This window comes from Streptococcus sp. SK643, from assembly GCF_000259505.1.
Lineage (GTDB): Bacteria > Bacillota > Bacilli > Lactobacillales > Streptococcaceae > Streptococcus.
Genome location: NZ_AJMM01000001.1, coordinates 1 through 15,789, shown reverse-complemented (window position 1 = coordinate 15,789; position 15,789 = coordinate 1). Strand labels below are relative to the sequence as shown.

Annotated in this window: 11 protein-coding genes; 3 read left to right on the top strand and 8 right to left on the bottom strand. The window is 40.5% G+C overall.

What is annotated here, in order from left to right; genetic code table 11:
• Positions 1-2: 2 nt before the first annotated feature.
• The 4 genes from HMPREF1117_RS02460 to HMPREF1117_RS02445 form a co-directional block, all read right to left on the bottom strand.
• Complete coding sequence (locus HMPREF1117_RS02460) at positions 3-299, bottom strand: hypothetical protein (RefSeq protein WP_000702742.1); 297 nt, start codon at positions 297-299, stop codon at positions 3-5.
• A 2-nt stretch (positions 300-301) separates the two neighbouring features.
• Positions 302-1,714, bottom strand: a complete 1,413-nt coding sequence (locus HMPREF1117_RS02455; RefSeq protein WP_000510795.1) for an SseB family protein — start codon at positions 1,712-1,714, stop codon at positions 302-304.
• A 132-nt stretch (positions 1,715-1,846) separates the two neighbouring features.
• Positions 1,847-2,413, bottom strand: a complete 567-nt coding sequence (gene rnmV / locus HMPREF1117_RS02450; protein WP_000660001.1) for a ribonuclease M5 — start codon at positions 2,411-2,413, stop codon at positions 1,847-1,849.
• Positions 2,414-2,415: 2 nt separating this feature from the next.
• Positions 2,416-3,186 carry a TatD family hydrolase gene (locus HMPREF1117_RS02445; RefSeq protein ID WP_025171557.1) on the bottom strand — a complete coding sequence of 257 codons (771 nt, stop codon included), beginning with the start codon at positions 3,184-3,186 and terminating at the stop codon, positions 2,416-2,418.
• Between the two features lie 158 nt (positions 3,187-3,344).
• Here HMPREF1117_RS02445 and HMPREF1117_RS02440 point away from each other — a divergent pair, with 158 nt between their 5' ends.
• Entirely contained in the window at positions 3,345-5,189 is a 1,845-nt protein-coding gene (locus HMPREF1117_RS02440; protein WP_000494447.1) for an APC family permease, read from the top strand.
• A 106-nt stretch (positions 5,190-5,295) separates the two neighbouring features.
• On the opposite strand, the gene HMPREF1117_RS02435 is transcribed toward HMPREF1117_RS02440, so the two are convergent.
• Positions 5,296-7,260, bottom strand: coding sequence for a peptide ABC transporter substrate-binding protein (locus HMPREF1117_RS02435; protein ID WP_000748902.1), 1,965 nt, complete (start codon positions 7,258-7,260; stop codon positions 5,296-5,298).
• A 136-nt stretch (positions 7,261-7,396) separates the two neighbouring features.
• The gene (rpmH, locus tag HMPREF1117_RS02430; protein WP_000831905.1) at positions 7,397-7,531 is read right to left on the bottom strand and encodes a 50S ribosomal protein L34; all 135 of its coding nucleotides are present in this window, start codon (positions 7,529-7,531) and stop codon (positions 7,397-7,399) included.
• A gap of 286 nt (positions 7,532-7,817) precedes the next feature.
• Here rpmH and HMPREF1117_RS02425 point away from each other — a divergent pair, with 286 nt between their 5' ends.
• Positions 7,818-9,449: a Na/Pi cotransporter family protein gene (locus tag HMPREF1117_RS02425; protein ID WP_000026651.1), complete on the top strand. Its 1,632-nt coding sequence runs from the start codon at positions 7,818-7,820 to the stop codon at positions 9,447-9,449.
• Positions 9,450-9,664: 215 nt separating this feature from the next.
• On the opposite strand, the gene HMPREF1117_RS02420 is transcribed toward HMPREF1117_RS02425, so the two are convergent.
• Entirely contained in the window at positions 9,665-9,961 is a 297-nt protein-coding gene (locus tag HMPREF1117_RS02420) for a hypothetical protein (RefSeq protein WP_000414673.1), read from the bottom strand.
• Positions 9,962-9,982: 21 nt separating this feature from the next.
• Positions 9,983-11,047, bottom strand: coding sequence for a glutamyl aminopeptidase (gene pepA / locus HMPREF1117_RS02415; RefSeq protein WP_000209160.1), 1,065 nt, complete (start codon positions 11,045-11,047; stop codon positions 9,983-9,985).
• Positions 11,048-11,367: 320 nt separating this feature from the next.
• Here pepA and HMPREF1117_RS11430 point away from each other — a divergent pair.
• Positions 11,368-15,789 (top strand): SIALI-17 repeat-containing surface protein (locus HMPREF1117_RS11430; protein ID WP_000411099.1); only part of this gene is annotated, 4,422 nt, incomplete at its 3' end.

Genomic DNA, 15,789 nt, shown 5'->3' with positions numbered 1-15,789 from the left:
TTCTAATATGAACGACGATATATCCAAACAAAATCATTTCCTCTAGAACCCTGATGAATCAGGTCTTTTAAATAAACATTTGGATTCGTCAGTTCTTTTGTTTCCGTATTATAACTTGTTATTGTCTTTCCACCATGTCGAAGAAGCCATTCCGTGTCCAATCCAGGCAGATATCTGTCCTTTTGAAGAAAACTACAAAGCTCCTCAGCTGTCATATCTTCCGGAACTTCAAATTCTACCTCATGGGGTAATACATCATCTCCCATACAGACAGAATCTCTATCAACTCGTATTTTCATTTTTAATCTCTACCTTCGAGCTTCTCACTCAGCCCTTTCATCTCTTCAAAAGATTCTTTGCTGACATAGACACCAGCTTCCAAGTATTCAGTTGGATTAATGGCGTAGTCAAAAACCTCAATCATACCACCTGCTTTTTCAACCATGCCATTCCAGTTTTCATCAAAGACCATTCTAAATCGTTTCCAATCTGTAAAGACTGGAACCGAATATCTCCCGTTTTTCCCTTCTCTAGTTGGGATATTAAAACTAGTATCTTTTTTCAAGGTGTAGGAATTATCTTCTGAATGATCCTTCGATAAATCTGATGTGGAGTCTAACGGAAGTAGAAATTTTGCTTTCGGTAATGCAGCTGAAAAGAACTTGTAATAGAGACTATAAATCAATTCTTCATCTTCCTTACTTGGTTTACCCATTTGCCCCATTAATAGCATCCATCGTACAAGATCTGGATTCATAAGAGGCACTTGTATCTCTGGCAAGCCTGAAAAATCTGGTTTTTGAACCAAGGCAGAACAACTGATACTAACTTCCTTAGTATTAAAGATAGCTCCTAAAGCACCATTTAAATAAAAGGCTGTACCAAGAAAGTTTTCAATCCCTGTTTTATCTTCAGTATTTTCAATCAACTGCACAGTAGAGTTTGGTCGACCATCAATCGTTTCCTTAAACTGATGGTACCAACGTGGAGTGAAAAGCATGATCATTGGATCTGTACAGAGATAACCATCTTCTCCTCTATCATAAGTAGTTGAGAAGAGGTAAGGTTCGCCCGTTTTTTCAGAAAAAACTGCATAAATGGAATCTGCTTCTAACAACTTGTCCCTTACAATTTCTGCCAAACGCTCCAATTTTCGAGTGTTTGCCTGATAACTTTCTTCGCTTTCAGTTTCCTGTTCCTGACGACATTTCCATAAAAAGAGACGCATAATCTCAACACTATCATCAAGGCTAGCCGCCAAGTAATCTTCATTGGTCAACTGCCCTTCTTGAATTGCGACAAAAGCGCGGTAAATAGTATCTGTATAAGTAGACAAGCGAGTCTCTTCATCAACACCTGGGCTATAAAGCACACTACCCTTTTTAAGTTTTGACAAGGAAGAATCCATATCCACCACTAGATGGGCTAAAGGTTCATCCGTCAGAGAATCTCTATCCTTTTGTTGACTGCTGAGTTTCTTGACTACTAGCGTTCCAAGAGAGTCCATCCCTTGATCCGGATTGCAAAACTGCAAACAATCACCCCTTTTTAAACTTCCTTCCAAGCTACCAACAATCAATAGTTGATTGCTTTCCTTAATCGGAAATAAGTCTAAAACACCTAAACAAATCTCACCTTTAGTTTCTTCAATTTCTTTGGTTACTTCTGTTTCTTCAGTCTCTTTTGTTTTTTTAAAAAAATCAAAGATTCCCATAACTTCTCCTCATCATCCTCAGTTAATTGCTAATCTAATCAACTATCTTTTTATAATTCATACCATCATATATAGTTGGATTCCATGACATTACTTCTATTGTAACACATTCCCCTTACATTTTGGGAATGCTTAACCATTCTTATAAGATTGCATAGCTTCTTCCACTTCTGCCAAGGTTACTCCAAATAGCTCTAGGCGTTTCAAGAGTTGCTTGCCGTTGGAATAGCCGATACGAATGGCATCTCCAAGATACTCTCGACGCTTACGGCTATCTGCTCCTGCTAGAAAACCAAGACGAATCAAGTCACTACGACTGATATCAAACTCACTCTGGACCTCAAACTGTTCTGTCACTTGGGAAAGTGCTGTCTTCAAATCCTCATAACTGGCGTGTTCAATCCCCAAAGACCGGCCCTTGGACTTAGACTTAGGAACTGCTTCTTCTCGCTTGAGAAAGGCATGCTGAACTGTAGGAATAGCTGTCATAATCATTCGGCGAATGCGCTCGCCATTAAAGTCTGGATCTGTGAAGACAATGACTCCATGTAGTTCATGTAGACGCTGAATACGCGCAATATCTTGCTCATTGATCGCAGAACCTCGTGTCTCATAAGTCTCCACGTCAAAGAAACGTCTGAGATTAGTAGTATCGTCCCGCCCTTCAACTACGATGACTTGGGAAATTTTCTCTTTCATGATTAACTTTCCAATCCAAAAATGCGCTTGGCATTAGCAGTCGTTACTGTCGCCAGTTCTTCAGTCGTCATACCACGCAAGTCAGCGATAAAATCCACAACATATCGCGTGTAGGCTGTTTTATTTTCACGACCACGCTTGGGTACAGGTGCTAAGTAAGGCGCATCCGTTTCCACCAACATTTTGTCCAAAGGTAACTCTTTAGCTGCTTCTTGGATGTCAGTTGCCTTCTTGAAAGTCACCACGCCAGAAAACGAAATGGTCATCCCCAGCTCAACAAACTTCTCTGCCCAGTCAAGAGAACCTGAAAAGGAATGCATAATACCGCCACGAGGACCAACTCCCTCACTTTTGATAATGTCATAGGTATCTTCTAGGGCATCACGGGTATGAACTACAAAAGGTAAATCCATTTCCTTAGAAAGCTGAATCTGACGACGGAAAACCTGTTCCTGGACTTCTTTTGGTGCTGTCATCCAATGATAATCCAGACCAATCTCACCCAGTGCTATTACCTTGGGATGTTTTAACTTATCCAACAAGTAAGTCTCGACTTCCTCTGTATAAGTCCCAGCTTCTGTCGGATGCCAACCAATGGTTGCATAGAGTTGCTCATACTGATCAACTAACTTAAGAGCACACTCAATCGTCGGCTTGTCAAAACCCACAATATTCATCTGTGTCACACCCATGTCAGCAGCTAAGGCCAGTTCTTCCTCCTCACGCCCAGCAAATTCTTCTACATTCAAATGTGTATGTGTATCAAAAATCATCTCATCAAACCTCATTTTCTATCTCCTATTATACCAAAAAACTTACTTCTATTCTCGTATGCAAAAAATAATCTAAAATCCTCTATTCTCTCTTGACGCTACTTTTTGAAAGCAGTATAATATCGTGTATTTGAATTTTTTCAGAAAAGGAAAAGATGATGTTTACTAAATTAAAACATACCTTTATCGGACGTCCTCTCAAGTCCTTAACCGAAAGCGAAGGCGGTCTACTCGGAAAATTACAGGCCTTAGCTATGCTATCAAGCGATGCCTTGTCCTCTATTGCCTATGGACCCGAGCAGGTAGTCCTAGTATTGACGAGCCTCTCGCCTCTTGCTATTTGGTGGAGTCTACCTATCGGATTATTTGTTCTCTTGCTTTTAGCGAGTTTGACTATTTCCTATCGCCAAATTATTCACGCCTATCCTCAAGGAGGAGGGGCCTATATGGTAACCCGAGAAAACCTAACTCCCCATCTAGGCTTAATTGCTGGAGGTAGTCTGCTTGTGGACTATATGCTGACCGTAGCCGTTTCTGTAGCATCTGGCGCGGATGCCATTACAGCTGCCCTCCCTGCCCTTCATCCATACAATCTTCACATCTCGATTTTTCTGGTTTGCTTGCTAATGTTCATGAACCTGCGAGGACTCAAAGAATCTGCGAGCTCCCTCATGATTCCTGTTTTTCTTTTCATCATCAGTACGGTATTTCTATTGCTTTACGGAATCTTTCAATTATTGACAGGGTCTCTGAGCTATCATGCTAGCTCAACTATTGGGCAAGCTGTCCCGAGTCTTTCCATCGTTCTCATTTTAAGAGCCTTCACTAGTGGGTCTGCTTCTTTAACCGGTGTGGAAGCCATCTCGAATGCCGTTCCTTTCTTTAAGACTCCAAAAGAAAAAAATGCCGCCCAAACCTTGACCATCATGTCCCTCATTTTAGGTTTTCTATTTGCCGGTATTACCTTCCTAAATTACTGGATGGGCATCACACCCCAGCACGGACAAACTATTCTTTCACAAATGGCTAGAGGTATCTTAGGTGATTCCTTCTTTGGACATACCAGTTACTATCTCTTCCAATTTTCTACAGCCTTGATTCTGGCTGTAGCTGCAAATACTGGCTTTTCAGCCTTCCCTATGCTAGCCTACAATATGGCTAAAAACAAATACATGCCCCATCTCTTTATGGAAAAAGGAGATAGATTAGGCTACTCTAACGGTATTTTAACTCTGGCCTTTGGCGCCATCATTCTTTTGTTCATTTTTAACGGCAATACCGAACGCTTGATTCCTCTCTATACTATTGGGGTATTTGTTCCCTTTGCCTTATCTCAGACTGGGATGATTCGTCATTGGAAAAAGGAAAAAGGGGCAAACTTCTTAAAACCTGCTCTTGCCAATATCATTGGAGCTATCATTTGCTATGCTATTGTCCTTATCTTACTCTTTTTCCGTATCCGTGATATTTGGCCTTTCTTCCCGATTATACTCGTTTTAATCCTACTTTTCTTAGCTATCCATCGCCATTACCAGAAAGTCGCCCAACAACTCCGACTATACGATGGGATCGAAAAGCAAAACTATGATGGCAACCTTGTTCTCGTCCTTGTTGGAAATGTTACTCGAGTCAGCGTTGGTGCTATTAACTACGCCCAAAGTATCGGAGATGAAGTTTTGGCCATGCACATTTCGACCAAGGAAACAGCAGAAAAAGACCAAGAAACCCTCCAAGAATTTGCCAATTACTTTCCAACGATTGGACTAAAAAATATCAACACTAGCTACCGCGATATCATCACACCTACCGTCAAATATGTCAAAAGTATTTCTGAGGAAGCCAAGAAGAAAAACTACACGGTTACCATACTAATTCCCCAGTTTATCCCTAACAAACCTTGGCAAAATATCCTACACAATCAAATGAGCCTCAAACTCAAATATGCCCTGCGTTGGCACCAAGATGTGGTCATCGCTAGCTACTCATACCACTTAAAAGAATAAAAGAAAAGCATCACCAGAATCAGAACACGTCTGGTGATGCTTTTTAGGAATAGTTTTCCCTGCTGATTTGTAAACAAATCTTTAAAGAACCTGCTTATAAATACCTTTACTGAATATGATTTGCCAAATCTTCTTGTGCTTTTTTATTTGACTCAGCTTTTTCTTTTAACCATTTTTCATAGAGTTCTTGGTACTGTTTAGCTGTCACAGCCTCTTTTTGCAATTCAACATACTTGTAGTTATCCGAATTACCCTTATGTCCTACAAATGAAAATGGTCCAGTGAATGGTACTGTCTTACGGAAAATTGGATTGGCTCCACCACTCTGAACTGGCAGGAAGAGAGCACTGTCAGTCAACCAAGCCTGCGCTTCTGCATATTTCTCGTAGCGAGCTTGAGTATCTGTGATTTCTGCGTCTGCTTGATCCAACAGTTTCTTATAGTCAGAAAGTCCGATCTTATCCTTAATTTCCTGATCTTTTCCTTCAGATAATCCCATATTTTTCAGCTGAGAACCAGTTTCTGGATCTAAAATAGCTAGATAAGTCTTAGGATCTGAGTAGTCTCCACCCCAACCTGAGACATCTATATCATAGTCTTTTTGTTCAGCCGTATCAGCAAAATAAGTTGCTTGGTCCTTTTCATCTGGAGAAAGTTGGATGACATCAATCACAACATTATCCTTACCAAGTGTTTCTTCTACTGTTTGCTTGAAAGAACCTGCCTGTTGAACATCCAATTTAGCAGTCTGGTCAACTGGCATATCCAAATGAATTGGGAAATTTACTCCCTGAGCTTTCAAGGTTTCTTTGGCCTTAGCAAATCTTTCTTTAGCCTTGTCAGGGTTCAAAAAGGCTTGCTTACCATCATTTAGATTGATATTAGACCAGTCTTTTCCATAATTGACAATTTTTTCATTAACAATATCACCGAAATTCTTATCGCCAACTTGGACAAAGTTACTTGGTGTAATCGTGTTACGCAAGATACGGTCTGCTCCATCTTCACCATTCGTTTGTGCTGCATAAGCATGGCGGTCAAAAGCAAAATTGATAGCCTGACGGAAATCCTTATTCTGCATCGCTGCACGTGAATCTGCCTTTTCCTTATCAGATTGTTTCATCGTTTGCTTGTAACTTTGACGGTTTAAATTGAAAAGATAGTAGAATGTAACCGAATTTTGAGGAGTATAAGTAATTTTGTCCTCATTACCTTTCTTGAGTTCAGCAAAGACTGAGCTAGTTGGGAAGATACGACCATCTGTGTAGTTACCTTCCAAAAATCCTCTTGTGATACTATCTTGGTCAGAACCGTCAAAGAAGGAAAGTTTCACTTTCTCAATTTTGACATTGTCCTTATCCCAGTAGTTAGGGTTCTTATCAAATTCAATCAGAGATTTTGAAGTAAATGATTTAAATAAATAAGGACCATTTGACAAGATACTTGATGGTGTCACACTTCCAAAGTCATCTCCTTTTGATTTCAAGAAGGCTTCGTTAACAGGACTGAGAATACTTGCAGTTGTTTTTGAGTTCCAGTAGCTCTCAGGCTTATTAAGTGTGTATTGTAAGGTATAATCATCCACAGCCTTAACACCTACAGTGTCAAAATCTGAAGATTTCCCTTCCACATAGTCTGCTAATCCCTTGATAGAATCTTGTACCAAGTACAAGTTTTCTGCTTTTTTATCAGCAGCATATCTTAGACCGGTTACAAAATCGTGAGCCGTTACATCTGCATACTCTTCTCCTTCAGAAGTGTACCATTTAGCTCCTTGACGGATTTTATAGGTATAAGTCAACCCATCTTTTGATACTGTCCATGACTCAGCCATAGAGGGAATGAGATTGCCATACTGGTCGTTTTCCAACAAACCATCAATCAAGTTGGTTGTGATACTAGATGTAGAGTCTCGGGTAGAAGTAATATAATCCAAGGTATCTGGGTTATTGACAAAGATATAAGAGTAAGTCTTGTCTGCATTACTTGATTGAGATGATCCACACGCTGCTAAAGCTAGACCTGCTGTCAAAGCCATAGCTCCAAAAAGCATAACTTTTGATTTCTTCATGATTATTCTCCATTTTTACAGTATGTGAAATATTATACACTATTCAAGCAAAAATATAAAGCTTTTTGTACTTTTTTACAAAAATAAAAATCAGTAGACTCGAGTTCCTACTGATTTTTGATAGAATTCGTTTGGATTACGCAGCCAAAACTTTGCGTCCTTTACGACGACGAGCTGCCAATACGCGACGACCGTTTTTAGTTGACATACGGTTACGGAATCCGTGTTTGCGCGCACGACGAAGTTTACTTGGTTGATAAGTACGTTTCACGATGAATACCTCCTCATAGATTTTGTATTCGTTTAGCCGGCTATAAAGTGATCAGTTACTAAACATACTTTACTATTCTATCTGATTCTTTCACTTTTGTCAATAGCTCTTGTTAAATGTTTCAAGCTTTTTCAAATGTAAGCCTTCTCTAATGAAAATTATAGTAAATTTACTCTCTACTCAAGATTTTTCTTCTCAAATCTGACCTTAACACTTGTTAGATTTACTTTTATCCTTTAAAATAGAATAGGAGAAATTCCGTTATTATTTTTCGGAGGAAAAAGAAATGTCCATTAATTGGCAGGAAATTTTATTTCACTTTTTAGGAGGTCTAGGGCTATTCTTATATAGTATAAAGACCATGGGAGACGGTTTGCAACAAGCTGCTGGAGATCGCCTTCGCTTTTATATTGATAAATATACTAGTAATCCTTTTTTAGGTGTGTTAGTTGGTATCGGTATGACGGCTCTGATTCAATCCAGTTCAGGTGTAACGGTTATTACAGTCGGTCTCGTTAGTGCAGGACTTTTAACCTTGCGTCAAGCTATCGGTATTGTTATGGGAGCCAACATCGGAACTACCGTAACATCCTTTATCATCGGTTTTAAGCTTGGAGATTACGCCTTACCGATGCTCTTTATCGGAGCTGTCTGTCTCTTCTTTACCAAGAATCGCTCTATTAATAATATCGGACGCATTCTCTTTGGTGTCGGCGGTATCTTTTTTGCCCTCAATCTTATGAGTGGTGCAATGGAACCTTTGAAAGACCTTCAAGTCTTTAGAGACTATATGGTAGAACTAAGCAAGAGCCCTATTTTAGGTGTCTTTGTTGGTACAGTACTAACCTTACTTATTCAGGCCTCATCAGCCACTATCGGTATCCTGCAAAATCTTTATGCTAGTGGTCTCATTGACCTACAAGGTGCCCTGCCAGTCCTATTTGGTGACAATATTGGAACAACTATCACAGCAATCATCGCTTCCCTTGGTGCTAATATCGCTGCCAAACGTGTTGCCGGTGCTCACGTAGCCTTTAATGTTATCGGAACTGTCATATGTACTATTTTCCTTGTTCCCTTTACTTCTTTGATTCACTGGTTTGAAACTGTTCTTGGGCTAGCACCAGAAATGACCATTGCCTTTGCCCACGGAACCTTTAATATCACAAATACCATTATCCAGTTCCCGTTCATCGGTGCCTTGGCATACTTTGTAACCAAACTCATTCCTGGTGAAGATGAAGTTGTCAAATATGAGCCTCTTTATTTAGATGAGCATATGATCAAACAAGCTCCATCTATCGCTCTCGGAAATGCTAAAAAAGAACTCCTACACTTAGGAAATTATGCAGCCAAAGCCTTTGACCTCTCATACAACTACATCATCAGTCTAGATGAAAAACTTGCAGAAAAAGGCCATAAAACAGAAGAAGCAATCAATACAATCGATGAACAATTAACCCGCTATCTTATTTCCCTATCAGGTGAGGCCTTAAGCCAGAAAGAAAGCGAAATTTTAACAAATATTCTTGATTCATCCCGTGATTTGGAACGGATTGGAGACCATGCTGAAGCACTTATCAACCTAACAGATTATCTTCAACGAAAGAATGTGACCTTCTCTGAATCTGCACTTGTAGAACTGGAAGAAATCTATCGTCAAACAACAGAATTTACAAAGGATGCGCTAGACTGTGTTGAGAACAACGATATCCAAAAAGCTCAAAGCTTAATTGAACGCCATGAAGCAATCAACAATATGGAACGCGTTCTTAGAAAAACACATATCAAACGCCTTAACAAGGGCGAGTGCTCAACCCAAGCTGGTGTCAACTTTATAGATATCATCTCTCACTACACACGTGTATCTGACCACGCTATGAACCTTGCTGAAAAGGTCATTGCTGAACAAATTTGATTACAAAAAAACCACTCTTTTTAAAGAGTGGTTTACTTTTTTCATCCACTACTTTTCAAACATCAGTAGCTTTCCTTAGGATTGACAACCGCATTTGTTTTGGCGACATTCACCCAAGAATCATATCAGATGCCGGCAACTAGTTTCCCAGTTGCCCCTTTGATACTTATAGAAACTACATATTCTAGCCTAGCATGCTTTGATTCACGATGGAATTAAAGCATTTTAAAGAGTTCACCATACATAAGCGCAGAAGCTGCGGTTCCTCTGTACTTGGTTTCTTCTCTTTTGATAAAGCGAGCCAAGTTGAGCAACTCAGGTGCCGGATGTTTGGGATTTATGAGCAATTCATGATTGACCAGGCCTGAAAGACGAACTGCTAGTAATTGCTCATTTGTACTAGGCAGTTTTTTAGCAGTCTCAAGGAGAGCAGCAACTAAATCTTCACTCAAATCATGGCGGGCATGATTGTAAAGATCTTTTATTAGGCTTTCTAGATTTGGTTTTTCCATCTCTACCAACCTCCTTTAATCTTAATAATGTTTAATCAAATCAATCGTTGAACGATCCAATTTTTTCACTAGGGCTTGTAAGAAAGCTTGAGCTTCTAAGAAGTCATCCATAGAATAGAGAGTTTGATGTGAGTGGATATAACGGGCACAAACACCGATGGTTGTGGATGGAACACCACCATTTTTCAGATGAGCCGCACCTGCATCCGTTCCGCCTTTGCCACAGTAGTATTGGTACTTGATACCAGCTTCTTCAGCCGTTGTCAAAAGGAAATCCTTCATTCCTGGGAGAAGCAAATGACCTGGATCAAAGAAACGAATCAAGGTTCCATCTCCAATCTTACCTTGACCACCGTAGACATCACCTGCTGGTGAGCAGTCAACTGCTAGGAAAACTTCTGGGTCAAACTTGGTTGTGGAAGTATGAGCTCCACGGAGACCAACTTCTTCTTGGACGTTAGAACCAAGATAGAGTTCATTTCCCAGTTTTTGACCTGAAAGAGCTTCCGCCAATTCGCTCACCATAAGAACACCGTAGCGGTTGTCCCAAGCTTTCGAGATGATATTTTTTTCATTGGCTGTCAAGATTGCAGAACTATCAGGTACGATGGTGTCGCCAGGACGAATGCCAAAACTTTCTGCCTCAGCCTTGTCCGCAAAACCACCATCAAAGACGATATCTGCAATAGCAGGCATGGTTGGTCCTCCTGTCCCACGTGTTAAATGTGGAGGGACAGAACCTGAAATCACAGGAATTTCACGACCATCACGAGTCAAAAGTTTAAATCGTTGGCTACTAACCACCATAGGATTCCAACCACCGATTTCAACGACTCGGAAGGTTCCATCTGGTTTTATTTCACTAACCATAAAACCAACTTCATCCATATGAGAAGCGACCAAGACACGTGGTGCATCACTTACATCTGAATGTTTAATCCCAAAGATTCCCCCTAGACCATCCGTTACAACTTCATCGACATGGGGTGTTAATTTATCACGAAGATAAGCACGAACAGGTGCTTCATGACCTGAAATCGCAGCAAGTTCTGTTACTTCTTTGATTTTTGAAAATAATGTTGTCATTTCAGTTCCTTCTTTCTGTCATCCATTTTACCACTTTTTATAGGAGAATGACAATGGAAAATATAATTCCCATTCATTCTCATTACTCTCAGTAAATAAACAACAACATTAACTAGAAGTGTTATGTAATGTAAAAATAGTTTTAGTTGAGAAAATCTGTAGTAAAGTATCAACTACATATAAAAAATCTATTGCAATATCTTTGTTTATTTGTTATATTAAAATTGTAGCAATATGATCAGTTGATACTCTACTGAAAATCTGCATTAATTTTTTTTGATCTAAAATGAAAGCGCTTTTAATAAATGAAGGAGGTTTCTATGGAAAAAATTGGGAGGGAGAAATCCTGTCGCTATAGCATCCGAAAGCTAACGGTTGGCACTGCTTCTGTTTTGCTTGGAGCGGTTTTTCTAGCTAGTCATACCGTCTCTGCTGATGCTATTGAAGTAAAAACAAACGAGCCTACGCTAGAGAAAATTACCACTAAGTTAGACACTGTAACGAAAACAAGTGAGTCAACTGAGCTCACACAGCCAAGCGAACCAATTGATCATACAAAACCAGTTCTAGCTGATAATAGTTCTATTGAAAGCAAACCCGCCGAGGCTAATGTTGCCTCTGCTACAACTAATCAAGCAAGTACTGAGGTTATTATAGAAGCTAATGAAAATAAGGATACAGAAAAACAAGAACTGCCTGTGACAAAACAAAATAACTACCAACTAAACTATGATCAACCAACAGCTCCTTCCTATGATGGATGGGAAAAACAAGCCCTTCCAGTTGGGAATGGTGAGATGGGTGCTAAGGTTTTTGGTCTCATCGGTGAGGAGAGAATCCAATACAACGAAAAAACTCTTTGGTCGGGTGGGCCACGTCCCGACAGTACCGACTATAATGGAGGAAACTATCAAGAACGTTACAAAGTTTTAGCTGAAATTCGTAAGGCTCTTGAAGAAGGTGATCGCCAAAAAGCCAAACGATTAGCCGAGCGAAATCTAGTTGGACCAAACAACGCCCAGTATGGACGTTATTTAGCCTTTGGTGATATCTTCATGGTTTTCAATAACCAGAAAAAAGGGCTTGAAAATGTGACAGACTATCACCGTGGTTTGGATATCACAGAAGCCACTACTACAACTTCTTACACCCAAGATGGAACGACCTTTAAAAGAGAAACCTTCTCCAGCTATCCTGATGATGTTACTGTTACTCACTTGACCCAAAAAGGGGACAAAAAACTTGATTTTACAGTTTGGAATAGCTTAACAGAAGATTTACTTGCTAACGGAAACTACTCAGCGGAATATTCTCACTACAAGAGTGGCCATGTTACGACAGACCCAAATGGTATCTTACTAAAAGGTACAGTCAAAGATAATGGCCTCCGGTTCGCATCCTATCTAGGAATTAAAACGGACGGAAAAGTTACTGTTCATGAGGATAGTTTAACGGTCACAGGGGCTAGTTATGCTACGCTTTTACTCAGTTCTAAGACTAACTTTGCTCAAAATCCTAAAACCAACTATCGAAAAGACATTGACCTCGAAAAAACGGTTAAAGGGATTGTAGAAGCTGCTAGGGGAAAAGACTACGAGACACTTAAAAAGAACCATATCAAAGATTATCAAAGTCTCTTTAACCGTGTCAAATTAAATCTAGGTGGAAGCAATACTGCTCAAACAACAAAAGAGGCCCTTCAAACCTATAATCCAACAAAAGGGCAAAAACTGGAAGAACTTTTCTTCCAATACGGACGTTATTTATTGATTAGTTCGTCTCGTGATCGGACAGATGCTCTTCCTGCCAACCTACAAGGAGTCTGGAATGCCGTAGACAATCCACCTTGGAACGCTGACTACCACCTCAATGTCAATTTACAAATGAACTATTGGCCAGCCTACATGAGCAATCTAGCTGAAACAGCCAAGCCAATGATCAATTACATTGACGACATGCGCTATTATGGTCGTATCGCTGCTAAAGAATACGCTGGTATCAAATCCAAAGATGGACAAGAAAATGGCTGGCTGGTTCATACCCAAGCTACACCGTTTGGCTGGACTACTCCTGGTTGGAATTACTATTGGGGTTGGTCTCCTGCTGCTAATGCCTGGATGATGCAGAACGTCTATGACTACTATAAATTCACCAAGGACGAAACTTATCTCAAAGAAAAGATTTATCCAATGCTCAAGGAAACAGCTAAGTTCTGGAATTCCTTCTTGCACTATGATAAAGATAGCGATCGTTGGGTGTCTTCTCCATCCTACTCACCAGAACATGGTACCATCACCATTGGAAATACCTTTGACCAATCACTAGTCTGGCAACTCTTCCACGACTACATGGAAGTTGCCAACCATCTGAAAGTCGACCAAGACTTAGTTACAGAGGTCAAAGCTAAATTTGACAAACTCAAACCACTCCACATCAACAAAGAGGGACGCATCAAGGAATGGTACGAAGAGGATAGTCCACAATTCACCAATGAAGGCATTGAAAATAACCACCGCCACGTTTCCCATCTGGTAGGTCTCTTCCCTGGAACTCTCTTTAGCAAGGATCAGGCTGAATACCTAGAGGCTGCACGCGCAACTTTGAACCATCGCGGAGATGGTGGTACTGGTTGGTCTAAGGCCAATAAAATCAACCTCTGGGCTCGTCTCTTAGATGGTAACCGTGCCCATCGCCTACTTGCTGAACAGCTCAAATATTCAACCCTGGAAAACCTTTGGGATACGCACGCACCTTTCCAAATCGATGGAAACTTTGGAGCAACCAGTGGGATTGCAGAAATGCTTCTTCAATCACACACTGGCTACATTGCACCATTGCCAGCCCTTCCAGATGCTTGGAAAGACGGTCAGGTTTCTGGCTTGGTTGCTCGTGGTAACTTTGAAGTCAGCATGAAGTGGAAAGATAAAAACCTGCAAAGCTTGTCCTTCCTTTCAAATATCGGTGGAGACCTAGTTGTAGATTATCCAAATATCGAAGCCAGCCAAATCAAGGTCAATGGCAAGTCTGTCCAAGCAACTGTTCTTAAAGATAATCGAATCCAACTAGCAACGCAAAAAGGTGACGTGATTACCTTTGAACACTTCCCTGGTCGTGTAACCAGTCTGACAGCAGTTCGCCAAAATGGCGTCACTGCACAACTCACCTTCAACCAAGTAGAAGGCGCTACCCACTATGTTATCCAAAGACAAGTGAAAGACGAATCTGGTCAAACCTCTGCAAGCAGAGAATTTGTAACCAATCAAACCCATTTTATAGACCGTTCACTCGATCCTCAACTTGCCTACACCTATACTGTTAAGGCTATGTTGGGCGAAGTTTCTACACAGGTATCCGAAAAGGCCAATGTCGAAACCTATAACCAATTGATGGATGACCGAGATAGCCGAATCCAATACGGAGTCGCCTTTGGTAACTGGGCAGACTCAGAATTATTTGGAGGAACGGAGAAGTTTGCTGACCTTTCACTAGGTAACTATACAGATAAAGATGCGAGAGCAACCATTCCTTTCAATGGTGTTGGTATTGAAATCTATGGTCTCAAATCATCTCAATTGGGAATCGCCGAAGTCAAAATCGATGGTAAACCAGTCGGTGAACTGGACTTCTATACTGCAGGTGCAACTGAAAAAGGTAGCCTTATCGGTCGCTTCACAGGATTGTCAGATGGTACTCATGTGATGACCATCACTGTAAAACAAGAGCATAAACACCGTGGCAGTGAGCGCTCCAAAATTTCCTTAGACTACTTTAAAGTTTTACCGGGACAAGGAACAACTATTGAAAAAATGGATGACCGTGACTCTCGCATTCAATACGGGTCTCAATTCAAAGATTGGAGCGATACTGAATTATATAAGAGCACAGAAAAATATGCGGACATCAATAACAGTGACCCAAGTACTGCTTCAGAAGCTCAGGCAACCATTCCATTTACTGGAACAGGTATTCGAATTTACGGACTCAAAACCTCCGCTCTCGGAAAAGCTCTCGTGACACTAGATGGCAAAGAAATGCCAAGTCTAGACTTCTACACTGCTGGCGCTACCGAAAAGGCAACCTTAATTGGAGAATTTACTAATCTGACCGATGGTAATCATATTTTGACATTGAAAGTTGATCCAAATTCACCAGAAGGTCGCAAGAAAATTTCTCTAGATTCATTTGATGTTATTAAATCTCCAGCTGTAAGCTTGGATAGTCCAAGTATTGCACCACTTAAGGAAGGGGAAAAAACAATCTCCTTAACCCTACCTTCTGGAGATTGGGAAGCAATCGCTGTTAATTTTCCAGGAATCAAAGACCCTCTAGTTTTGCGCAAGATAGACGATAATCATCTGGTTACGACTGGGGATCAGACGGTACTATCAATCCAGGATAAAAAAGTAAACATCACTATTCCTGAGACAACTGATCGTAAATCTGGAAATGCGATAGAAGCTTATTCTATCCAAGGAGAGACAACTAGTAGTCCTGTCGTAGCTGTCTTTACTAAAAAGGTTGAGAAGAAGCAGCCAACTACAAGTAAGGGAGATGATTCCGCTCCTATTATAGAAAATCCTGAATACACTAAATCTGTAGGGACAGCAGGACAAGAACAACCACCTACTGTTTCTGTTCCTGAATACAATAAACCTGTAGGGACAGCGGGACAAGAACATACGCCTACCGTATCTGTGCCTGAGTACACTAAACCTGTCGGCACAGTGGGACAAGAACAACCA